21 protein-coding genes are annotated in these 20,395 nt (G+C 47.7%); 12 read left to right on the forward strand and 9 right to left on the reverse strand.

What is annotated here, in order from left to right; genetic code table 11:
- Positions 1 to 21: 21 nt before the first annotated feature.
- The 3 genes from PRUTH_RS02670 to lolB all read right to left on the reverse strand — a co-directional run bounded on the left by PRUTH_RS02670 (position 22) and on the right by lolB (position 2,488).
- Complete coding sequence (locus tag PRUTH_RS02670; protein ID WP_022944685.1) at positions 22 to 969, reverse strand: ribose-phosphate pyrophosphokinase; 948 nt, start codon at positions 967 to 969, stop codon at positions 22 to 24.
- 80 nt (positions 970 to 1,049) lie between these two features.
- Positions 1,050 to 1,904, reverse strand: coding sequence for a 4-(cytidine 5'-diphospho)-2-C-methyl-D-erythritol kinase (gene ispE / locus PRUTH_RS02675; RefSeq protein WP_138547607.1), 855 nt, complete (start codon positions 1,902 to 1,904; stop codon positions 1,050 to 1,052).
- Positions 1,901 to 2,488 carry a lipoprotein insertase outer membrane protein LolB gene (gene lolB, locus PRUTH_RS02680; RefSeq protein WP_151172459.1) on the reverse strand — a complete coding sequence of 196 codons (588 nt, stop codon included), beginning with the start codon at positions 2,486 to 2,488 and terminating at the stop codon, positions 1,901 to 1,903. Before lolB ends, ispE begins: the two co-directional genes overlap by 4 nt.
- A 219-nt stretch (positions 2,489 to 2,707) precedes the next feature.
- On the opposite strand from lolB, the gene hemA reads away from it, so the two are divergent.
- The 8 genes from hemA to kdsA all read left to right on the forward strand — a co-directional run bounded on the left by hemA (position 2,708) and on the right by kdsA (position 10,911).
- Positions 2,708 to 3,964: a glutamyl-tRNA reductase gene (gene hemA / locus PRUTH_RS02685; protein ID WP_151172460.1), complete on the forward strand. Its 1,257-nt coding sequence runs from the start codon at positions 2,708 to 2,710 to the stop codon at positions 3,962 to 3,964.
- Between the two features lie 7 nt (positions 3,965 to 3,971).
- Positions 3,972 to 5,057 carry a peptide chain release factor 1 gene (gene prfA, locus PRUTH_RS02690; RefSeq protein WP_151172461.1) on the forward strand — a complete coding sequence of 362 codons (1,086 nt, stop codon included), beginning with the start codon at positions 3,972 to 3,974 and terminating at the stop codon, positions 5,055 to 5,057.
- Positions 5,058 to 5,903, forward strand: coding sequence for a peptide chain release factor N(5)-glutamine methyltransferase (gene prmC, locus PRUTH_RS02695; protein WP_151172462.1), 846 nt, complete (start codon positions 5,058 to 5,060; stop codon positions 5,901 to 5,903). It begins immediately after the preceding gene.
- A gap of 50 nt (positions 5,904 to 5,953) precedes the next feature.
- Positions 5,954 to 7,495, forward strand: a complete 1,542-nt coding sequence (locus tag PRUTH_RS02700) for a response regulator (protein WP_045979732.1) — start codon at positions 5,954 to 5,956, stop codon at positions 7,493 to 7,495.
- A gap of 8 nt (positions 7,496 to 7,503) precedes the next feature.
- Positions 7,504 to 7,878, forward strand: a complete 375-nt coding sequence (locus tag PRUTH_RS02705) for a SirB2 family protein (RefSeq protein WP_022944692.1) — start codon at positions 7,504 to 7,506, stop codon at positions 7,876 to 7,878.
- Positions 7,879 to 7,974: 96 nt separating this feature from the next.
- On the forward strand, positions 7,975 to 8,778 hold the full coding sequence (locus tag PRUTH_RS02710; RefSeq protein ID WP_022944693.1) for a tetratricopeptide repeat protein: 804 nt from the start codon (positions 7,975 to 7,977) through the stop codon (positions 8,776 to 8,778).
- Positions 8,779 to 8,792: 14 nt separating this feature from the next.
- Positions 8,793 to 10,043 carry a DUF819 family protein gene (locus PRUTH_RS02715; RefSeq protein ID WP_138547611.1) on the forward strand — a complete coding sequence of 417 codons (1,251 nt, stop codon included), beginning with the start codon at positions 8,793 to 8,795 and terminating at the stop codon, positions 10,041 to 10,043.
- Positions 10,044 to 10,053: 10 nt separating this feature from the next.
- Positions 10,054 to 10,911, forward strand: a complete 858-nt coding sequence (gene kdsA, locus PRUTH_RS02720) for a 3-deoxy-8-phosphooctulonate synthase (RefSeq protein WP_151172463.1) — start codon at positions 10,054 to 10,056, stop codon at positions 10,909 to 10,911.
- Positions 10,912 to 10,915: 4 nt separating this feature from the next.
- On the opposite strand, the gene PRUTH_RS02725 is transcribed toward kdsA, so the two are convergent.
- A complete protein-coding gene (locus tag PRUTH_RS02725) occupies positions 10,916 to 11,803 on the reverse strand; it encodes a hypothetical protein (RefSeq protein WP_151172464.1) in 888 nt (295 codons plus the stop codon).
- Positions 11,804 to 11,970: 167 nt separating this feature from the next.
- On the opposite strand from PRUTH_RS02725, the gene PRUTH_RS02730 reads away from it, so the two are divergent.
- Genes PRUTH_RS02730 through rlmM form a run of 4 tightly spaced genes read left to right on the forward strand, consistent with a single transcriptional unit; the run spans position 11,971 to position 14,944 of the window.
- On the forward strand, positions 11,971 to 12,870 hold the full coding sequence (locus tag PRUTH_RS02730; RefSeq protein WP_022944697.1) for a transcriptional regulator GcvA: 900 nt from the start codon (positions 11,971 to 11,973) through the stop codon (positions 12,868 to 12,870).
- Positions 12,870 to 13,487, forward strand: coding sequence for an alpha/beta fold hydrolase (locus PRUTH_RS02735; RefSeq protein ID WP_151172465.1), 618 nt, complete (start codon positions 12,870 to 12,872; stop codon positions 13,485 to 13,487). The genes PRUTH_RS02730 and PRUTH_RS02735 overlap by 1 nt, the downstream gene beginning before the upstream one ends.
- On the forward strand, positions 13,484 to 13,849 hold the full coding sequence (locus tag PRUTH_RS02740; protein WP_022944699.1) for a DUF423 domain-containing protein: 366 nt from the start codon (positions 13,484 to 13,486) through the stop codon (positions 13,847 to 13,849). Before PRUTH_RS02735 ends, PRUTH_RS02740 begins: the two co-directional genes overlap by 4 nt.
- Before the next feature lie 9 nt (positions 13,850 to 13,858).
- Positions 13,859 to 14,944, forward strand: coding sequence for a 23S rRNA (cytidine(2498)-2'-O)-methyltransferase RlmM (gene rlmM, locus PRUTH_RS02745; RefSeq protein WP_053911877.1), 1,086 nt, complete (start codon positions 13,859 to 13,861; stop codon positions 14,942 to 14,944).
- Positions 14,945 to 14,979: 35 nt separating this feature from the next.
- On the opposite strand, the gene PRUTH_RS02750 is transcribed toward rlmM, so the two are convergent.
- The 5 genes from PRUTH_RS02750 to PRUTH_RS02770 all read right to left on the reverse strand — a co-directional run bounded on the left by PRUTH_RS02750 (position 14,980) and on the right by PRUTH_RS02770 (position 20,291).
- Positions 14,980 to 15,393: a VanZ family protein gene (locus tag PRUTH_RS02750; RefSeq protein ID WP_257221005.1), complete on the reverse strand. Its 414-nt coding sequence runs from the start codon at positions 15,391 to 15,393 to the stop codon at positions 14,980 to 14,982.
- Positions 15,390 to 16,121, reverse strand: coding sequence for a sulfate transporter CysZ (cysZ, locus tag PRUTH_RS02755; protein ID WP_022944702.1), 732 nt, complete (start codon positions 16,119 to 16,121; stop codon positions 15,390 to 15,392). The genes PRUTH_RS02750 and cysZ overlap by 4 nt, the downstream gene beginning before the upstream one ends.
- Positions 16,122 to 16,239: 118 nt before the next feature.
- Positions 16,240 to 18,153 (reverse strand): hypothetical protein, encoded by a 1,914-nt coding sequence (locus PRUTH_RS02760; protein WP_151172466.1) that lies wholly within the window; start codon positions 18,151 to 18,153, stop codon positions 16,240 to 16,242.
- A gap of 11 nt (positions 18,154 to 18,164) precedes the next feature.
- Positions 18,165 to 19,178 (reverse strand): M48 family metallopeptidase, encoded by a 1,014-nt coding sequence (locus tag PRUTH_RS02765; protein ID WP_138589160.1) that lies wholly within the window; start codon positions 19,176 to 19,178, stop codon positions 18,165 to 18,167.
- Positions 19,179 to 19,181: 3 nt separating this feature from the next.
- Positions 19,182 to 20,291: a YjgN family protein gene (locus PRUTH_RS02770; RefSeq protein WP_151172467.1), complete on the reverse strand. Its 1,110-nt coding sequence runs from the start codon at positions 20,289 to 20,291 to the stop codon at positions 19,182 to 19,184.
- Positions 20,292 to 20,395 lie beyond the last annotated feature (104 nt).

Raw genomic sequence — 20,395 nt, forward strand, 5'->3', positions numbered from 1 at the left:
GAGCTCATCGGCGAAGCAGCTTTAGTGCTCAAACATCGCCGAAATAGATTCTTCGTTGCTAATACGGCGGATGGTCTCGGCCATCATATCAGCCAAGGTTAATACCTTGATATTGTCCAAGGCTTTAAGCTCATCTGACAACGGAATTGAGTCGGTGACAATGACTTCGTCAATTACTGAATTACGCAGATTTTCAGCTGCATTACCGGATAATACTGGGTGGGTGGCATAAGCAAACACGCGTTTAGCGCCATGTTCTTTTAATGCTTCAGCAGCTTTACAGAGTGTGCCGCCAGTATCAATCATGTCATCAACGATAATACAGTCGCGACCTTTGACATCACCAATGATGTGCATAACCTGAGACACATTGGCTTGAGGACGACGCTTATCAATAATAGCGAGGTCTTTGTCATCAAGTAACTTCGCAATAGCACGGGCGCGAACTACGCCACCAATGTCAGGTGAGACAACGACGACGTCGTCAAAATCACGCTGAGCCATGTCTTCGATAAGTACAGGGCTGCCAAATACGTTGTCCACCGGCACATCGAAAAAGCCTTGGATTTGCTCGGCGTGGAGGTCTACCGTTAGCACACGGTCGACGCCAACACTTGATAAGAAATCAGCAACAACTTTGGCAGTGATTGGCACACGAGCAGAACGCACACGGCGATCTTGACGGGCATAACCAAAGTACGGCAGTACAGCGGTGATACGCCCAGCTGAAGCGCGGCGCAGCGCATCAACCATGACGATTAATTCCATCAGGTTGTCGTTGGTCGGCGCACAGGTAGACTGGATAATAAAAACGTCCGAGCCACGGACGTTTTCATTAATAGATACACTGATTTCACCGTCGCTAAAACGACCAACTTCGGCATCGCCTAGTTCGATATATAAACGTTTTGCAACTTTTTGAGCTAGGTCAGGCGTTGCATTACCAGCGAAGAGCTTCATGTCTGGCACGGTAGGGTTCCTCGGGCACTGAAATTTTGGACTAACATGCAAGTGAATTTGCAGGCTAACTTAAACACTTTACTTCTACATTAGTTTAAACCAAGCGCTGTATGAGCAGGAGATTGATTTAAACTTTTGGCAACAAAGCCTTGCCACTCGGTGGGCAGCTTTTCTAGAACGTCTAACGCTGCGCGCTCGCTATCGAACGCGGCGAAACAACACGCCCCAGTGCCAGTCATTCTCGACGGGGCGTATTTTAGCAACCACTGCAGTGTTTTTTCAACCTCGCTGTAGAGCTTTTTGACCAGTGCTTCACAGTCATTTCTATGCTCTGCATGCTGCCATTGCTGTGGTAGGGGGGCGCTATCTCGAGGTAAATCAGGGTGGCCAAATACCGCTGCGGTGCTTATATGCACTTGTGGATGTACTACCAAATACCAGTGTTGTGGTACATCAACCGCTTGTAATTGTTCACCAACCCCTCGCGCTAGGGCACTGCGCCCGCCTATAAACACGGGCACATCGGCACCGAGTTGAATGCCTAATTCTGCTAGCTCATCCAGGCTCAGCTTGTTGCCCCACAGTGAATTAAGAGCAAGTAGGGTTGTTGCTGCATCCGATGAACCACCGCCGACGCCGCCGCCCATAGGCAATCGCTTGTCGATATCAATATTCACTCCGCACACTTCGAGACCACGCTGCTGATAGGCTTGGCGCAAAAGTTCGCCAGCGCGGAAAATAAGGTTATCCTCGTTGGCCACGCCATTCATTGGCGCCAACTCGAGGCGTGAGTCTTGGCGTGGTTGAAAGTGCAACTCATCGCCGTGGTCAAGAAAAGTGAAAAGGGTTTCCAATTCATGATAGCCGTCATCCCGACGCCCCGTTATATGCAAAAACAAATTAAGTTTAGCCGGTGCTATCACGCTAAGTGCACAAGAGTTCATTGCAGTTGCCATTCATTAATTAATAACTTCACGCGCAGAGTATCGTGGCTCAGGGTGATACGCGTGGGTAGCCAAACGCCCTGAATAGCCTCGTAATTTTGGTAACGAATCTGCCACTGACGATTATCCGGGCTCAGCCAGCTGGCGCTACGTACGCGTTGTTGTTGATCAAACTGAGCTGACTCGGCGTCGTAGGCCGCTAACAGCCATTGTTCTGGGGTATCTAAAGGTAACAGCCAACCGCTTAAACGATACACTAAGCTCTGTGCGTTATGTCCTTGATATTGTTCGCCATCGATATCCAGCTCAACGATATAGGGGTGGCGTTTTAAGCGCAAAACGTTGGTGCCGATAAAGGTGTTTAAATCGAGGCTGTATTCATCGCCTTGTTGTTGCCAAACAAAATTAGCTGATTGCCGCTTCTGTGGTGAAATAAACGCCATTTTACCTTCACTGCGAAAGTGTTTTATTTGCTTGAGGGAGGTGCGCCAAGTGTCGCTAGGTGGTGTGGATTCCGGGATTGTTTGTACACAGCCTGTGAGAAACAAAAAAAACACCAGCAAAATCAATCGAAAGTTAATCAAATGTCTTTCCCGCCTTTCCTTATTCGCTTGATTTTCGTAAAATTATTCGCTTGAAGCAGGTTCAGACCAATGTTATTGCAAGCGATTTTCATTTAGCGTCGACGAATTCGTTTACTGCCATCGATAAAATCTGTTTGGCAGAAGCTATCCATCTATGCGCTAATTTAAAGAATGAGTAAGTATTTAATAAAATTGGTTGTTAAGCAATAGTTGTCCACCATGACCATAGTCGCACTGGGTATTAATCACAAAACAGCATCGGTTGATTTGCGCGAGAGAGTAGCCTTCTCTCCTGAACAACTTGACCGTGCACTACGGCAACTCACAATGCAAGATGAGTTTGCCGAGTCCGTGATCGTCTCGACCTGCAATCGCACTGAAATATATTGTTCACTTGAGAGCGGTACTCCGGAGCAAGTGTTGCAGTGGCTCGCGCAGTTTCACCAACTTGATAGCAAAGAACTGGCGGAAAACGTGTACAGCTTTGATCACAGCCAAGCTATCTATCATTTGATGAAGGTGGCCTGCGGTCTTGATTCATTAGTACTGGGTGAGCCGCAAATTCTTGGGCAAATAAAACAAGCGTACGCCAGCGCTAAAAAGAATGGCGGCGTTGGGGTCTTATTCGAGCGCTTATTTCAAAAAACGTTCTCTGTCGCGAAACAGGTGCGTACCGAGACGAATATTGGTGCCAGTGCGGTGTCGGTGGCCTACGCTGCAGTGAATTTAGCCAAACATATTTATGGCAAGCTAGATAACACTCGTGTGCTACTCATTGGCGCTGGTGAAACCATTGAGCTGGTTGCCAGACATATTCATCAGCACTCACCCCAATCAATGACTGTTGCCAACCGTACCATCGACCGCGCCCGAAATTTAGCCGACGAGTTCGCCGCTGGCGTGATATCCTTAGCGCAGTTGCCGGAACAATTACCACAGGCCGATATTGTCATCAGCTCAACGGCCAGTACGTTGCCCATTATCGGTAAAGGGGTGATTGAGCAGGCGCTGAAAAAGCGTAAAAACAAACCTATGTTGTTGATTGATATCGCTGTTCCACGGGATATCGAAAGCCAAGTAGCGGAGCTGGATAACGCCTATTTATATTCAGTGGATGACTTGCAAGCGATCGTCAGCGAAAATATGGCAACGCGAGAGCAAGCAGCAAAAGAAGCCGAGCAGATTATCACTGCGCGAGTCAGCGAGTTTGATAATTGGCTAAAGTCTCTCGATTCAGTGGGACTCATCCGCGATTATCGTAATGATGTGACGCAAACGAAAGAACAACTCCTTGAGCGAGCAATGGCTCAGCTAGCCAGTGGCAAAGAGCCAGAGAAAATCATGGTTGAGCTCGCGAATAAACTCACTAATCGACTGATGCATGCGCCTACTAAGGCGATTAAAGATGCGGCCGAGAAAGGCGAAGTGGGGCAGCTGGCACAAATGCAAAAAATGTTAGGAATTAATCAGGAATAACAAACACATGAAAGAGTCGGTATACCGCAAGCTAGAAACCTTAGTGGAGCGTTATGAAGAAGTTCAAGCGCTACTGAGTGATCCTGAAGTGATAGGTGATCAAGATAGGTTTCGTGCTTTATCCAAAGAATATGCAGAATTAGAAGAAGTGGCTAAAGCCTTTACCGGCTATCAGCAAGCACAAGAAGATGTGGGCACAGCACAAGAAATGCTCAAAGATTCCGATCCTGATATGCGTGAAATGGCGCAAGAAGAATACAAAGAAGCAAAAGCTCAAGTGGAGAGCTTAGAAGAGCAATTGCAAGTATTGATGTTGCCTCGCGACCCTCGTGATAACAACAATGTGTTCTTAGAAGTGCGGGCCGGTACGGGCGGTGATGAAGCGGCTATTTTCGCAGGCGATCTATTCCGTATGTACAGCCGCTATGCAGAAACTCAGAAGTGGCAAGTAGAGCTAGTCAGCGCTAACGAAGGTGAACACGGCGGTTATAAAGAGGTGATTGCCAATATCAAAGGCGACGGCGTATACGGTAAGCTAAAGTTTGAATCCGGTGCGCACCGAGTGCAGCGTGTGCCTGAGACGGAATCGCAAGGGCGTGTTCATACCTCTGCATGTACGGTCGCGGTTATGCCTGAGATCCCAGAAGCCGAAGCCATCGAAATTAATACCGCAGATATTAAAGTGGATACCTTCCGCGCCTCGGGTGCCGGTGGACAGCACGTTAACAAAACCGACTCTGCTATTCGTATTACCCACATTCCTACAGGCGTTGTGGTTGAGTGTCAGGATGAACGTTCACAACATAAAAACCGCGCTAAAGCAATGTCGGTTCTTGCTGCTCGCTTAGAGCAAGCGGAAACAGAAAAACGTCAGGCAGAAGAGGCCAGCCAGCGTCGTAACTTGGTGGGCAGTGGCGACCGCTCAGAGCGTATTCGTACATACAATTACCCACAAGGGCGTATTACTGACCACCGTATTAACCTTACCCTGTATCGTTTGAATGAGGTGGTTGCCGGTGATTTAGGCGCTGTGATTGACCCACTATTGATTGAACACCAAGCCGATTTGCTTGCTGCAATGGGTGACGACTAATTGTCGAGTTCGACTATTGATGCCGTGCTGCGTAATGCAGCAACGGCGCTCGCAGACAGCAGTGAATCACCACGCCTAGATGCACAAGTATTATTATTACACGTGTTGCGTAAACCACGCTCCTACCTATTTGCTTGGGGCGATAAGGCCCTCGAAGAGCGTCAACTGCGTGAGTTTGAAAAGCTATTAAGTCAGCGTTTGCAGGGGGTGCCCGTTGCCCACTTAACGGGCACCCGCGAGTTTTGGTCCTTACCATTGGCCGTCAACAGTAGCACCTTAATACCAAGACCCGATACCGAGACGCTTGTTGAACAGGCGTTGGCGCTCGACCTACCTGAGAATGCGCAGGTTTTAGACCTCGGTACAGGCACAGGGGCAATTGCTTTGGCGCTGGCTAGTGAACGTCAGCAATGGCAGGTGCAAGGGGTTGATGCCAGTGCCGATGCCGTTACCTTAGCGATGCACAACCAACAGTCCCTCGGTATTGCAAACGTGCGCATCTACCAGAGCGATTGGTTCAGTGCTATTGCCGCCCAGCGCTTTGACCTTATTGTTAGTAACCCGCCCTATATCGATGAGAGCGACCCTCACCTGAGTGTTGGAGATGTGCGCTATGAACCTCTCAGCGCTTTGGTTGCCAACGACAATGGCTTGGCCGATATTGACCATATCATTGCCCAAGCACGCGCTTATTTGCACCCAGGTGCAACGCTGATGTTAGAGCATGGCTTCGAGCAAGGGCAGGCTGTACGGCAACTGTTGACTAATTACGGGTACGTTAATGCGCGGACAGTGGTCGATTTAGGTCAAAATGAGCGCATCACCTTGGCTGAATACACAACTTAGGCCTATGCTTAGGGAGTGACATTGGTCGTTGATTTTTAAAAGGAACTAACATGTCCGAAGACTTTTTATTCAGTGATGAGGAAATTGAAGAAGTCGAGCAAGATAGCCTTGGAACTTGGAAAATCCTCATTGTTGATGATGAACCAGAAGTCCATGCTGTGACGAAACTCGCGCTTAGTGATTTTGAGTTCCAAGAAAAACGGCTGGAGTTTATCAGTGCCTACTCAGGCAGCGAAGCGAAACAGCTAATTAATCAGCACCCAGATGCAGCCATTGTGCTACTCGATGTGGTTATGGAAACCGATGATGCCGGCTTGAAGGTTGCAGAGTACATCCGCCATGAAGCCAAAAACCATCATGTGCGCATTATTCTCAGAACAGGTCAGCCTGGCCAGGCGCCAGAGCGCCAAGTCATCGTTAATTACGATATCAACGATTACAAGTCGAAAACTGAACTGACAGCGCAAAAGCTGTTCACCGTAGTGATGTCCAGCCTGCGCTCGTATCGTGATATTTTAGCCATCGAGCAATCGCGCCAGGGGCTGGAAAAAATTATCACTGCTTCGCGAGATATATTTGCTTCCCACTCCATGGAAACCTTTATTCACGGAGTAATTCAGCAGCTCACTTCCTTACTCGGCTCAGTTGATAAGGCCATGTATGCGACCTCTTTAGTGGCCAGCAGTGAGCAAAAGGATGCGAAAAACTTAGTGGTTTTTGCCGGTCAGGGGGAGTTTGAACAAAGTGAGGGTAAATCTCTAGATCAAGTCCTCAGTGCAGAGCAGTTTAGCGCCTGTACACAAGCGCTCAATGAAAAAACCATTATCTATAAAGACGATTATCTGTTTGCCCATTGCTCTAGCCAATACAATAATAGCGCTTTGCTTTATATCTCCGGAGTGCCTAAAAACCTGACTACCACGCAACGACACTTAATTGAAATCTTTGCTCAGAACGTACAAATTGCGTATGAAAATGTACAGCTGCAATCGGAAATAGAAGACACTCAGCAGGAGTTGGTGTGGCGCTTAAGCGAGGCGTTAGAGCAGCGCAGTAACGAGACAGGCAATCACGTTCGCCGGGTGTCGCATATCTGCTATGAGTTGGCGCGGGGCTTGGGGTTGAGTGAGCAAGAGTGTGAACTGGTGCGCAGTGCGTCTCCTCTGCATGATGTCGGCAAAGTGGGCGTGCCTGACGCTATTTTACACAAGCCAGGGAAGCTTGATGAGAACGAATGGCAGGTGATGAAACAGCATGCGCAAAAAGGTTACACTATTTTAGCTAATTCTAAACGGCCCTTAGTACAAGCAGGAGCCACGATTGCTCAAGAGCATCATGAGTGGTGGGATGGCAGTGGCTATCCACAAGGTAAAAAAGGCCAAGATATTCACGTGTTTGGCCGCATAGTGGCGTTGGCAGATGTCTATGATGCCTTACGTCATCGGCGCAGTTACAAAGAACCTTGGGGTAAAGCCGAAGTCGTGGAAGAAATTCAACGCTTACGCGGGACCCAGTTTGAGCCCAAGCTCGTAGATGTATTTATTGAAAAACTAGACACGCTAGAAACAATTCTAGCGCGCTACCCAGATTAAGGAATGGTATGGATTATATTGCGCTAAAACACACCCATGTGTTGTTTGTAGTCTTGAGTGTGGTGCTTTTTTACACCCGCGCTTTCTCACGTATCGGTGGTGGTAAAATTGCTGCGAATAAAGCAGTATTTATATCCAGCCATATTGTTGACACCTTGCTGCTACTGAGTGCGATTGCGCTGCTTGTGGTGGCCAGTATCAACCCCCTTGCAGTGCCATGGCTATGGCAAAAAATTATTTTAGTGGTCGCTTACATTGTTATCGGTTTTAAGCTGCTTAAAGCGCCTACACAAGGCCAAAAATGGTTATGGTTAGGGGTTAATACCCTCGTGCTTTTAGCGATTGGCTACTTGGCTGGGTCGAAATCTGGCTTCTTTAGTTAACAATTAACCACTAAAAACCGCCGAAATTGGTATATCTTCACGATCCTAGGTAAACTAGCGCTCAGTTTTTTTAGCTCGTGAGATGTACCCTATTCTATGTCTGATGTGTGGTTAGATGACCAATTCGATCTAGAGCACAGCTACAGTGTCAGTGCCATCACTCAGTGTATTCAAGCTGAAGCTCGGTGGCATGCACAAGCTAATGTTGATGATGCCTTTGCTCAACTCAAACAGTTACAACAAGCCGCCAGCGAGGTGTATGCGCGTTACAGCGATAAACACCAAGCGCTTGATGCTATCGTTGATTGTTTTTACAGTGACTGGAGCTTCAGTGGCACGCAACAAGAGATGCCAGAGTATCGCCTAAACAGTGTTTATTTTACCTTGCTATACCGCACAGGTAACAGCCTATCATTGGCGATTGTACTGCAAGCCATTTTAGAACATTGTCGCTTTAACGCCGATATTGCACTGATTGATCAAAGTGTTATGGTGCAGGTATCGTTTAGTGCGCAGGAATACTACCTCATAGAACCCGCCTCTGGGCAACAGATATGGCATTTACAGCCTGAAAACGCGGAAACTGATAATGAGACATTACCTGAGATGGTGTTTGATGAAGAGGCATATAAGCTGTATCTGGCGCATCAAAAATGGGCTTTTATCGGTGCTGAACGTTTTGGCGACGCGCTTGCCTGTGTGGAATTACTGATTGAACTACTCGGTGATGATCCCTATGAGCGGCGCGACAGAGGGTACTTGCTCAACCAAATTGACCGACCAGAACTGGCCAAGGCTGATTTACGTTTTTTTGTCGATGAATGTCCCGACGACCCGGCCATTGAGCTAGTCCGTCATCAAATTGACGAGCTGGATAACAATAACAACACACTCCATTAGGGTAAGGATTTTTTATGGCTCAACCTCATGAGGCACTGATCACCAACGATGCGGTGGTGATGGGTATGCTCGCCGTGATCCTCGGCGTTATATTTAAAACGGCACATAGCCAGCATCGTTTCTGGCAAAAGTTTTATAAGTATGTTCCCGCGCTTTTACTGTGCTACTTTTTACCGTCGTTGCTTAATACTTTTGGCATCGTTGACGGCCACAGTTCCAATGTTTACTACGTTGCTTCGCGGTTTTTGCTACCTGCATGTTTGATATTATTAACCATTAGCATAGATTTAAGAGCGATTATTAATCTCGGCCCTAAGGCGCTGATTATGTTTTTAACCGGCACCGTGGGCATTGTGATTGGCGGGCCTTTAGCTATTTTAGTGATGAGTGCCATCTATCCTGAAGCGGTTGGCGGTCATGGCCCTGATGCCGTATGGCGGGGAATGACGACAATTGCCGGAAGCTGGATTGGTGGCGGAGCTAACCAAGCATCAATGAAAGAGATGTTCGAGGTTGGCGGCGATATTTTCTCGGCAATGGTGACTGTGGATGTGATTGTTGCCAATCTATGGATGGCGGTACTGTTGCTAATGGCCGGTAATCACAAAGCCATAGATGCGAAAACGGGTGCCGACACCACTGCCATTGAGGATTTGAAAAAGCGGGTCGAAGCCTACCATGCTGAGCATGCGCGTATGCCCACACTGAATGACTACATGACCATTATCGCCATCGCGTTTGGTATTACCGGTTTTGCTCATTTTTGCGGTGATCTGTTAGCCCCGTACTTTAACCAATTTGCATGGGCTCAGGAATACAGCCTAAATAGTAAGTTTTTCTGGCTCATCGTTATTTCGACTACCATAGGCATTAGCTTGTCTTTTACTCGGGTACGCCATATTGAGGCTTTTGGAGCGTCAAAGGTGGCCTCAAGCTTCCTCTATATTTTGGTTGCATCCATCGGTTTACACATGAATATTACCGCCATTTTAGACAGCCCGTTGTATTTCGTAGTGGGTGCTATTTGGATGCTTACCCATGCCAGCTTGATGCTGATTGTCGCGAAACTGATCAAAGCGCCGTTGTTCTACATGGCGGTGGGTTCGCAAGCCAATGTCGGTGGCGCCGCATCAGCGCCGGTGGTGGCATCAGCCTTTCACCCCTCCTTGGCTCCGGTGGGCGTACTACTGGCGGTGTTAGGTTACGGTGTGGGTACTTACATGGCTTATATTTGTGGCTTGATTATGCAATCAGTCGCCCCTTAAGGAAATGACAATGACGATTGAAAAGTTAACTATCGGTGCCATTGAGTTGGCAAACAAAAACCCCTTCGTGCTGTTTGGTGGTATGAACGTACTCGAATCTCGCGATTTGGCGATGCGTATCGCAGAGCACTATGTGGAGGTCACGAATAAACTCAATATTCCTTATGTATTTAAGGCCTCTTTTGACAAAGCAAATCGGTCGTCTATTTCCTCATATCGTGGTCCGGGTATGGAAGAAGGGCTGAAGATTTTTGAAGAGATTAAGCGTACTTTTGATATTCCATTGATTACCGATGTGCATGAACCCTATCAGGCAGCCCCTGTTGCTGAGGTCGTGGATGTTATTCAGCTCCCGGCATTTTTAGCACGGCAGACGGATTTGGTAACGGCCATGGCGAAAACCGGCAACGTTGTAAACGTCAAAAAGCCACAGTTTTTAGCCCCTCATGAGATGCGTCATATCATCAATAAGTTTGCCGAAGCGGGTAACGAGCAAGTGGCTTTGTGTGAGCGAGGAACCAGTTTCGGCTATAACAACTTAGTGGTTGATATGCTCGGCATGGACGATATGAAAGCCATGGCACCGGTTATTTTTGATGCCACTCATGCGCTACAACGCCCGGGTGGACGCAGTGACAGTGCCGACGGTCGCCGTGCTCAAGCGGCTGAATTGGCGCGCAGTGGTATGGCTCTTGGCATTGCTGGACTATTCATTGAAGCTCACCCAAATCCTAACGAAGCTAAATGTGATGGCCCATGTGCACTGCCATTGGCGAAACTGGAAGGGTACCTGAGACAAATGAAAGCCATTGATGATTTGGTAAAGAGCTTCCCGGCGCTTGATACCAGTGCCAGCGATGTAGATTAATGTCTCAGTTTGTATTGCGTTTTTCAGAGCCAGCGTGTTGCGCTGGCTTTTTTGTTAATAAGTGTTTTTCATATACTTGGGAAAAATCGTTGAAGTATTCACTTAACCAATTACTTTGATGTTGTCGGTACGACTCGCTGGGTAAAATATGGTCGCGGATAATAGGGTTAATACGGTTGATAAAGGTCGTAGCAAAGTCATTATCAGCGCGCTTGGCACAGCCGATAGCACCAAACACGAGACTTTCTTGGTTATTGGCTATGGGTAAAGTGACAAGCTGAGCGTCATGATGACGGTTGTAATAAGTGGCGATAAAGGGGTAGTCGATGCCGAAGTCGATGCGTTCGTTGACTAACATATCGCCTAACACCGAGGCCTGATCGGCACCACGGTAATTAAGCGTCACCGCTTGATTATTTTGTACTCGCGATTTGATTTGCTCAATCCATGGGCTGTATTTCCGTCCGGCACCTTGTCCATAGCGCAAACCTTTATCGTTTAAGAGCGAGTAAAGGCGCACGGGGCTGCCATGTTTTTCGGTTATAGAGCGCTGTTTCTGCGCTGTGGTGACGATACCCATTGGCGGATAAACGCTGGTGCGCGTAGAGAATGTCACTAAAGGATGATTGTCGCGTTTGATTAGGCAGGGCACACATACATTTTTGCCTTGTTCAAAATAACTCTTTAAGCGCATTTGCGGTAAATGAATGGAGTCATGTTTTAAATCCGGAGTCCGGGCGATAATCTCATCAACGATATCATCGCAAATGCCTGAATCAGAGCTGTTGGCGGGCATGGAAAATGGTGGCGCATTAATGCGTAACCAAGTCACATCGTAGTCATTGGCAAAAGCTGGAAAAGCAACACTTAGTAGCAAATATAGAAACTTCATAAAAGCAGATTATGACGTTTTTACTTATTAGTCTAGAGGGAGACGTTCTGTTGCTTTACCGAGCAGTGATTTTGGGCCGTGTTCTTAATCTGTCTTTTATCAAGTTTATTGTCTGCACCTAATCTAATGTTATACTTTACCCACATAAAAAAAACTAATCGTTAGTTATGGCTCGGCGACTCCCCCCTCTAAATTCTCTAAAGGCTTTTGAAGCAGCGGCAAGGCACTTAAGCTTTACCAAAGCAGCAGAAGAGCTGTATGTAACTCAAGCAGCCGTAAGCCACCAGATCAAAACCCTAGAAGAGCATTTAGGGTTGAAATTATTTTTGCGAAAAAATCGCTCCTTGCTATTAACTGAAGAGGGGCAAGGGTACTTTCTCGATATTAAAGAGATTTTTGCACAATTAGTGGATGCTACAGAAAAACTGTTAGCGCGTGGAGCCAAAGGGTCGTTAACGGTGAGCCTGACTCCAAGCTTTGCGATTCAGTGGTTGGTGCCTCGGTTAAGTTTGTTTAACGAGTTACACCCAGAGATCGATGTGCGTATTAAAGCGCAAGACCAGGACGACAATTCACTTCAAGATGATGTTGATATTGCTATCTATTATGGTCGCGGTCATTGGAGTGGCGTGGAAACTCATAAGTTGCACACCGAATACTTGGTGCCTTTGTGTAGCCCTATGCTATTGAACGGCCCTAAGCCGCTGAACGAGCCACAAGATTTGCAGTACCACACACTGTTGCACGATACCACGCGCCGACCATGGAAGTTATGGATGAAAACCGCTGGAGTACGCAATGTGCAAGTTAACCAAGGGCCGATATTCTCGCACTCGTCGATGGCGATGCAGGCTGCTGCCCACGGTCAAGGTGTGGCGCTTGGCAACTTGGTGCTGGCGAAACCAGAAATTGACGCGGGGCGATTAATTGTGCCGTTTAATCATACCTTAGAAAGTAAAAACGCTTACTACCTAGTCTTTCGCGAGTCGCAATCGGAGCTCGGTAAAATCGTCTCATTTAAAGAGTGGATGCTAGGGTTAGTTGAAAAAGAACAGGAGCAGCTTTAATGCAGTGGATTGAAGCGCAATCACCGATTGCCCAGTTTATTTTTGCCCACGGTGCAGGGGCAGGCAGTGACAGTAACTTTATGCAGCAAATGGCAGCGAACATGGCCGCTTTGGGTGTGAGCGTGGGGTTATTCGATTTTCCATACATGCAGCGTGCTAAGCAAGAGAACAAACGCCGACCACCGGAAAAAGCCGATAAGCTGTTAGCCAGCTTTAACGAACACCTTGAGCAGAGTCGCTCAGGCTTGCCGCTGTTTATTGGCGGCAAATCCATGGGCGGGCGCATGGCCAGTATGTTGGTTGCTGAGCACCCAAGTGATGTCCAAGGCGTGATTGCCTTCGGGTATCCGTTTCACCCGCCAGGAAAAAAAGACAAACTGCGCGTCGCTCATTTTGCCGATATCAAAGTACCTTTTTGTGTGCTGCAAGGAGAGCGCGACACTTTTGGCAAGCAATCAGAGTTGCTCGAGCTTGTCGATACGCGTCCCGCTCAGCTCCATTGGTTAGAAGATGGCGATCATTCTTTGGTGCCGCGCAAAAAAAGTGGCTTTACCCAACAACAGCAATGGCAAAAGGCAGCGGAGCTCGCCGTGAGCTTTATCAAGGAGCATTTATGAGTCAGTTATTTCTTATTAGTGGAGCGCTTTTCGCGGGGCTCAGTGTTATACTTGGCGCCTTTGCTGCCCATGGCTTAAAAAGTCGCTTATCGGAGTACGCGATTGGCGTTTTCCAAACCGGTGTTGAATACCAAATGTATCATGCCCTAGGGTTGATTCTGCTTGGCATATTGGCCAAGTTTGGTGTCAACCTTACCATTAGCGGCTACTTTATGATCGCCGGCATTGTGCTCTTTAGTGGCAGCTTGTATGCCTTAGCCCTAACAAGTATCAAGTGGTTTGGGCCGATTACTCCGATCGGGGGCCTGTGCTTTATTATCGCTTGGGCCGCCATGATCATTAAACTGTTACAAATGAAATAAGTCACCACCATGTCCTGTATTGTTATTTATTGTCGCGCTGGTTTCGAAAATGATGCCGCCGCAGAAATCACCCACCATGCCAGTCAACATGGCGTCGGCGGCTATGTAAAAGCCAAGCCAAACTCGGCATTGGTGGTGTATCACTGCTACAGCCATGATGAAGCGGAATACCTGCTTAAGAAAATTCCATTTAAAGATATGGTGTTTGCTCGGCAATGGTTTGTCGGCAAGCAAATAGCGCGTATGCCTATCGATGACCGTGTTACCAGCTTATGTGAAGCGGCCAAAGAGTTTCCATTATGTGGCGAACTGCGCGTGGAAACCTGTGACACCAACGACGGCAAAGAGCTTTCTAAGTTTTGTAAGAAAATTAGCACGCCACTGGCGAAAGGGTTAGAGAAACAAGAAACCTTACTGCGCCAGCAAGTGAAAAACCGACCGATATTACATGTGTTGTTTATCGCCAGTGACACAGCTTATGTGGGCTATTCGTTTAGTTTTAATAATTCAGCACTGTATATGGGGATCCCCCGTTTACGTTATCCGAAAGATGCACCGAGCCGTTCAACGTTGAAACTAGACGAGGCCTTTATGGTGTTCGTTCCAGAAGACGAACAAGAAGACAGGGTGCGCTCCGGAATGAAAGCGGTCGATTTAGGCGCCTGTCCTGGCGGCTGGACTTATCAGCTAGTACGCCGGGGGATGTTCGTGCAAGCCATTGATAATGGTCCTATGGACCAAGCGTTAATGGAAAGCGGGCAAGTGAAGCATTACCGCGAGGATGGCTTTAAGTTCCGCCCAGAGCGTCGCAACATCGATTGGTTAGTATGTGACATGGTAGAAAAACCCAGCCGTGTTACCGAGCTTATGATTGATTGGGCGGTGAATGGCTTCGCCAAAGAGCTCATCTTTAACTTGAAACTGCCAATGAAGAAACGCTTTGACTGTGTATATGAAAATATGCAGCGCATTGATCAAGAGTTGCGCGAGTATGGAGTGAAGTTTAACTTACAGGCTAAGCACTTATACCATGACCGCGAAGAGGTGACGGTGCATGTACAGGTGCTGCGCGTACCGCAAAACGTCTATAGCTAGTCAACAAAAGCCGGGCAATAACCCGGCTTTAATCTTTATCTCTCGGTTGGTTGTGCTTGTCGCTTCAATACCCATGCCAGCACCATACTAGCGGCAATAATACCGAGTAAATCGGCGCTTAAATCGACTAAATCAAATGTACGCGTGGCAATAAACGCTTGGCTTATCTCTTCAATCAGCGCAAATGCAAACACCAAAAGAGCGCCCCAATACACCTTCACTTTACCGTAAAGCGGCACTACTCTCGCGCCGAGCGCAAGCGTAGCTAACAGTGTAAAAGTCGCAAAAAGCACAAAGTGGCCAAGTTTGTCGCCGTAAGGTATCGCTGCGACCCATTGGAAGAAAAGGCTGTTTTGGCCGCTATTGGCCAAATAAATAATCCAGCCCAAGAATGCGGCAAAGGCTATTGCCGCAACAACAAATACAGCAGTGAAGTTCGGCTTTATCACAAGTTACGATACTGGCTGCGATAATTTTCTACCCATAATTTCGTGGCACCACAGACCGCCACAGGCATGATGATCATATTCAAAATAGGCACTGCAGCACATATCATCACTCCGGCACCAAAGCCGTAAGACAAGCCTTGGTGGGCTTTAAGGTCGCGTTTCATATCCTTGAAGCTGACCTTGTGATTATCAAACGCATAGTCTTTATATTGCACCGCAAACATCCAACAGGTGAACAGGGCCCAAATGATCTGTCCGATCACCGGTAAAAACCACATGAGGATGAAAAAGCCAAGGGCGCGAGGTAAGTAGTAGCATAGCTTAGTCCACTCTCGCCCAAGCATACGTGGCACATCGCGCATGGTATCGAGCAAGCCATCATCGTTAATGCGCTGCCCGGTTAAGTGCATCTCCACTTTTTCCGAGAGAATGCCGTTGAACGGCGCGGCAATAAAGTTAGTGATCACCGTGAACACCATAGAGTAGCTAAACAGCAGCACCAATATAGCCAATGGCCATAAAATAAATTCCAGCCAAGTCAGCCATTCCGGTAACTGTGCATTGAGCCAGGCAAACGCATCGGTGAGCCAGCCATAGATAAAGAATAAAGACGTGCCGAAAATCACTAAGTTGATCAACAGCGGGATAAGAACGAAGCGCTTAAGGCCTTTTTGGGTGATCAGCGTAAAGCCACTAAAAAAGTATTCAAAACCACGACCTAACTGCATGGCATACCTCTACTATTTGGATCTCGATGGTTCCGCAGTATAACTAAGGCGTAAACAAATAACAGACTCTATTCATGCTTTGTTGCAAAAAGGCCCAACTTGAGTTGGGCCATGGCCATTATTTATTTTCTTCTAGTTGCTGGGTGTCTTGGCGTTCACGAAAGCCGCCCGCTTTATCATCGCTCAGCTTAGGCGTGCCATCTTCGGCGCGCGAGGCTTGGTTCACCTTGAGTATATTTTCTGCGTGCTGGAGGTCGGCTGTATTGGAAAAACCAGCGATGGTCTCACGGCCTTTTAAGAAGCCATCTATTTCATCAACGATGGTATTGAGCTCTTGCTCGTTTTTCTCCATGGTCATCACATAACGCGGCATTTCCACATTGTCGCTGCCACTACTGGCAAAGGTGCTAGTGTGGATACGCGAGCTAACAATCCATGGCGTGATTGATGATTTAACAATGACATTTTCACTGCGAGTGGAATCGTGAATGGACATACCGGTTGAGATCTTAGACTCGGTAAAGGTGCCTTCCGTTTTCATATACAGCAGCAGCGAACTAAAGCGCAACTCGGCCCAAAATACATGGCTAAAGTTCTCCAGCATACGTCCGATGGTGCTGAATATTTGCCAGAAGAAAAAGCCACTGAGTAACGTCACGACCAATGCTGATAACTGCCCAAGCCACTGCTGCATTGCAGCACCGTCGCCTCGTTCGGCACTGCGCACAAAGCTGTCTACGTTGTCCCATGACTGGGCTAGAAAGTCGTACAAGCCCTGAACTTTTGCGGCCAAAGCAAACAACAAGCAGGCGCCGATGACCACGCAAAGTTGCGCCGCGATGGTGCTAAATAAGCGCGTCGCTTTGAACCCTTGCGGCGCTGGAGTTGGCGTGAACTCAGGCTGAGTTTCGATTAACAGCTCACCACGAAAATCGCCTTTGCCCTGCGACTGCTCATTCAGCGTGGGATCAAAGTCAATGTAGGTGCGGTTGGGGATCTCTCGATAGCGTCGATTGGCCAGCACGATATTTTCAATGTTGATAAAAATTTCATTTGGGTGCACCGACTCTTGTAAATTGGCGCGGTACTCACTTACTTCCGTTTGCGCGTTGCTTTGCTGCGCTCTCGTCGTCAACAAGTAAAACAGCGCGATACTGGCTATGGCACCCAGTGCCAATAAGGTGATAAGGCTAGGCCAGGCAGAAAAGCTAACGACTTGCTCGGTCACACTTTGCCATCGCTGCAACTCATGGGCTGAGGGAGCAAATACATGATGATAAATAAGACCGATGACCACGGGGAAAATCACCGAAAAGGCGATGACTTTCGCCAATGATGCGGCGCCCACATCTTTGAGCTGTTTAACGCGTTTAAGACTGACGGCCTTGGCTGCACTGCGCCAACATAGCAGTAGGTAGACTAAAATAAGCGCTGAAAAAATAGGAATAATGATATGGCCCGCTTTCCCGGCAAGCCCAGAAGAAGACACAAAATACGTCAATGCGAAGGCAATAAGCGCGAGTACTGTCTGCAACAGCACTGCGACAATTTCTTGTGCGACATTACGCATTGGATAAGGTAAAAACACCAGCTTTGGCATAATCGAATGCACCAAGCGGCCAACCCAACCTTTGGGTTCGCTAAACGTGGTGTTTTTGCGGCCCATCAGCATCGACTCTAGGGTTTTTGCGCTGTAGGCTAACGATCCCTTTCGGCGCTCCAACTCTGCGTTTTCTTGCTCGCTTTTAGTGAGGTTTAGCGCCAAGGAGCTAGGCACAGAACGACCAACAAAAAACTTAAACAACTGGAACAAGCCACTGCCACAGCGCTGTAACCCCATAATCAACAGCACAAGGCCAAAGCCAGCGTAGATCCAAGCCGCGACCAAGTTGTGCTCGGTGAGGGTGGTTACTTTAAAGAGGCTATATAGGCCTAATAGGGCGATACACAGGCCGCCGATGGAGCGAATTAACCCTTCCGCTTTAAAGGGGTTGGTTATGCCTAAGCCTTTTGAACCAAAATCATACGCCATAAGGGTTCCTTTTATTCTTGGGCTTGTTGAGCCCGTTCAATACGTTCAGAAATAGCAGGGTGAGACGATAAGTACTCCCACTGCGAATCTTGCTGAGGGTCCAACTCATGAGCCTGTGCGAGCGCTTCCATGGCCTCAGCAAAGGCTTTCGATGAATAGCCTAAGCGTTTAAGTTCGCGTAATGCGTAATCATCGGCTTGGCGCTCCATATCGCGGGAAAATTGCTGTTGTAGCAACGTCGAGCCGGTGCCCATGATAATCTCAGCAAACCCTTGCAAGTCGCCAAATAAGAGCGCCAACGATACCGAGGCACCCGCTGATTGCGCCGCTAAGGTGAGACCGTGCTGATACTCGACATGACCAATTTCATGCAACAGCACCGCCAGCAATGCGGTGTCGTTCTCTTTTAATGCATCGGCCAACTCATCAGTTAGCACGACTTGCCCGTCGGGCAGAGCAAAGGCATTGGCTCCGATTTTCGGTGCGCTAAAAAAGTGCAATTGTAAATGCGAAGGTGGATTCTCTATTTTCTTTATATGATTATGCCACAGAGTGCGAATATGCTGTTTACGCGCGTCACTCAGTTCGCTGGGTTCAAGGTAAAGGTATTTAACCGCTTCGAAACTTTGTTCAGAGGCAGCATGGACAATGGGTTCAGGCAGGGCGCGAGCCACCGTTGCAGCGGTGCTGGGAATAATTTTGAAAAATAAGGCCCAGCACAGTAAGGCAGCGGCCAAAACACAGACGCAAAGGGCCAACTTATGGCGCTCAATAGCTTCCAATGCTTTGTCCCAGCGCGACTCACTCGGCCAGCGATGCTGAGCGTCGTGAGGCACAAAGCGACTGCCATCGGCAAAGGTCAATTCCACCGGTAGGCCTGTTATTTGTTGCCCTTGCTGATAATCATCAAACTGCGCGATGAGCTCATCATCACTGAGCAGTTGCACACCAGCATCACAAAGCCAAAGCGTGGCGTGCACACTTTGGCTTTGCTTATGCAAGTAATAAACGCCCGTTACTTGCATGGCTTATCCTAATGAAAGGTCAACATCAAAGAAATCAGCTGCTTCTTCAGCAAATGATGAGTTTTGCTCACCTTGCGCGTCAGTCAGTGTTTGTGGATCGCATAAGAAGGTGATCTCAGTGGCTCGGCATAGCATTTTTGCAGTGCGCACTTTTGCCCACGGGATGGCTAAACCGAGAGTACATAACACGGCAAGGGCATTGGTGAGAGTCAGTAAGGTGTAATCCACTATGCGTAAGTCGGATTTAAAACTGGCGATACCTTCGATCTCACTGCTATTGAGCAAGTGGTTACGAACATGAGTTTGATACACACCCATGTAAACGGCAAAAATAGCGGTATAGCCAACAACGAATAAGATGATTAATGCCACTGCGCTAATGGCGGTGAGCGATTGTTCAAACCCTTCAGGGTCCAGCATCATGGTTTGTAAACTCAAACCAAATACGCCAGCGATAGTCATGACTATTACACCGACAATGGCACAGGCAACATAGGCCAAAATTACAGCCAAGTAATACTCACCGCCTTTGGTGTTCACAGTGATGGGTTTATCGGCATAGCTAATTTCGCTATGTAGGTATTTATCAATGCGCTTGAGTACGTAAGGCAGCAACAAATAAAGCGTGAATACACTTACGATAGGCAACACGATAAAATTCAAAAATGCATCGCCATAGTTACCGTTAAACGCAAAGCGTACATTGCGATAGCGACTCATGCGCATATTAAAACGCATGCCTTGATTGACCATCCACGGCATTAAAAATAGCAATCCGAACACCGCTAAAACACCGAGAATAGGCACAAATTGAGTACAAAACATATAAATAACAAATAAAATAAAGGCGAGAATGCGGCCTTTTAAAATTTGTATAGGCGATGCAAGGTAATCAAAACGGTGACCATCAAGCTGGGTGTGACCATAAAAATAGCGATAAGTGCGCACTTTGGCCCAAGCGGAGTATATGCCTAGCGTCAACAACGTGAGCACGATGTTAACGATCCAAATTGAGAAAAACTCTTTCCCGGAGCCGGAAAATTCTACGCGCCGAGAGTAGGCTTCAAACTCTTGCGAGCGCGCGGATGGGGTGGGGGTAGTATCTAAGTCCATTTAAACGTCCATAAGTCCTAAGTAAATTTAAGAGCGTTAATTTAGCGTTAAGCTTAAAATATTGCAACCTGTGCAATGCAACCTTTGATCAGGGCTCCGCTTTA

Origin of the sequence: Pseudoalteromonas ruthenica (assembly GCF_008808095.1) — a bacterium.
In the GTDB taxonomy this organism is placed as follows: Bacteria; Pseudomonadota; Gammaproteobacteria; order Enterobacterales; family Alteromonadaceae; genus Pseudoalteromonas; species Pseudoalteromonas ruthenica.

Coding starts and splice junctions, on each gene's coding strand:
- ispE (WP_138547607.1), bottom strand. CDS start 1,904: ATGAACTCTTGTGCACTTAGCGTGATAGCACCGGCTAAACTTAATTTG.
- PRUTH_RS02730 (WP_022944697.1), top strand. CDS start 11,971: ATGGCTCGGCGACTCCCCCCTCTAAATTCTCTAAAGGCTTTTGAAGCA.
- PRUTH_RS02740 (WP_022944699.1), top strand. CDS start 13,484: ATGAGTCAGTTATTTCTTATTAGTGGAGCGCTTTTCGCGGGGCTCAGT.
- PRUTH_RS02725 (WP_151172464.1), bottom strand. CDS start 11,803: ATGAAGTTTCTATATTTGCTACTAAGTGTTGCTTTTCCAGCTTTTGCC.
- prfA (WP_151172461.1), top strand. CDS start 3,972: ATGAAAGAGTCGGTATACCGCAAGCTAGAAACCTTAGTGGAGCGTTAT.
- PRUTH_RS02710 (WP_022944693.1), top strand. CDS start 7,975: ATGTCTGATGTGTGGTTAGATGACCAATTCGATCTAGAGCACAGCTAC.
- kdsA (WP_151172463.1), top strand. CDS start 10,054: ATGACGATTGAAAAGTTAACTATCGGTGCCATTGAGTTGGCAAACAAA.
- PRUTH_RS02770 (WP_151172467.1), bottom strand. CDS start 20,291: ATGGACTTAGATACTACCCCCACCCCATCCGCGCGCTCGCAAGAGTTT.
- hemA (WP_151172460.1), top strand. CDS start 2,708: ATGACCATAGTCGCACTGGGTATTAATCACAAAACAGCATCGGTTGAT.
- PRUTH_RS02735 (WP_151172465.1), top strand. CDS start 12,870: ATGCAGTGGATTGAAGCGCAATCACCGATTGCCCAGTTTATTTTTGCC.
- PRUTH_RS02715 (WP_138547611.1), top strand. CDS start 8,793: ATGGCTCAACCTCATGAGGCACTGATCACCAACGATGCGGTGGTGATG.
- PRUTH_RS02760 (WP_151172466.1), bottom strand. CDS start 18,153: ATGGCGTATGATTTTGGTTCAAAAGGCTTAGGCATAACCAACCCCTTT.
- PRUTH_RS02700 (WP_045979732.1), top strand. CDS start 5,954: ATGTCCGAAGACTTTTTATTCAGTGATGAGGAAATTGAAGAAGTCGAG.
- PRUTH_RS02705 (WP_022944692.1), top strand. CDS start 7,504: ATGGATTATATTGCGCTAAAACACACCCATGTGTTGTTTGTAGTCTTG.
- rlmM (WP_053911877.1), top strand. CDS start 13,859: ATGTCCTGTATTGTTATTTATTGTCGCGCTGGTTTCGAAAATGATGCC.
- PRUTH_RS02765 (WP_138589160.1), bottom strand. CDS start 19,178: ATGCAAGTAACGGGCGTTTATTACTTGCATAAGCAAAGCCAAAGTGTG.
- cysZ (WP_022944702.1), bottom strand. CDS start 16,121: ATGCAGTTAGGTCGTGGTTTTGAATACTTTTTTAGTGGCTTTACGCTG.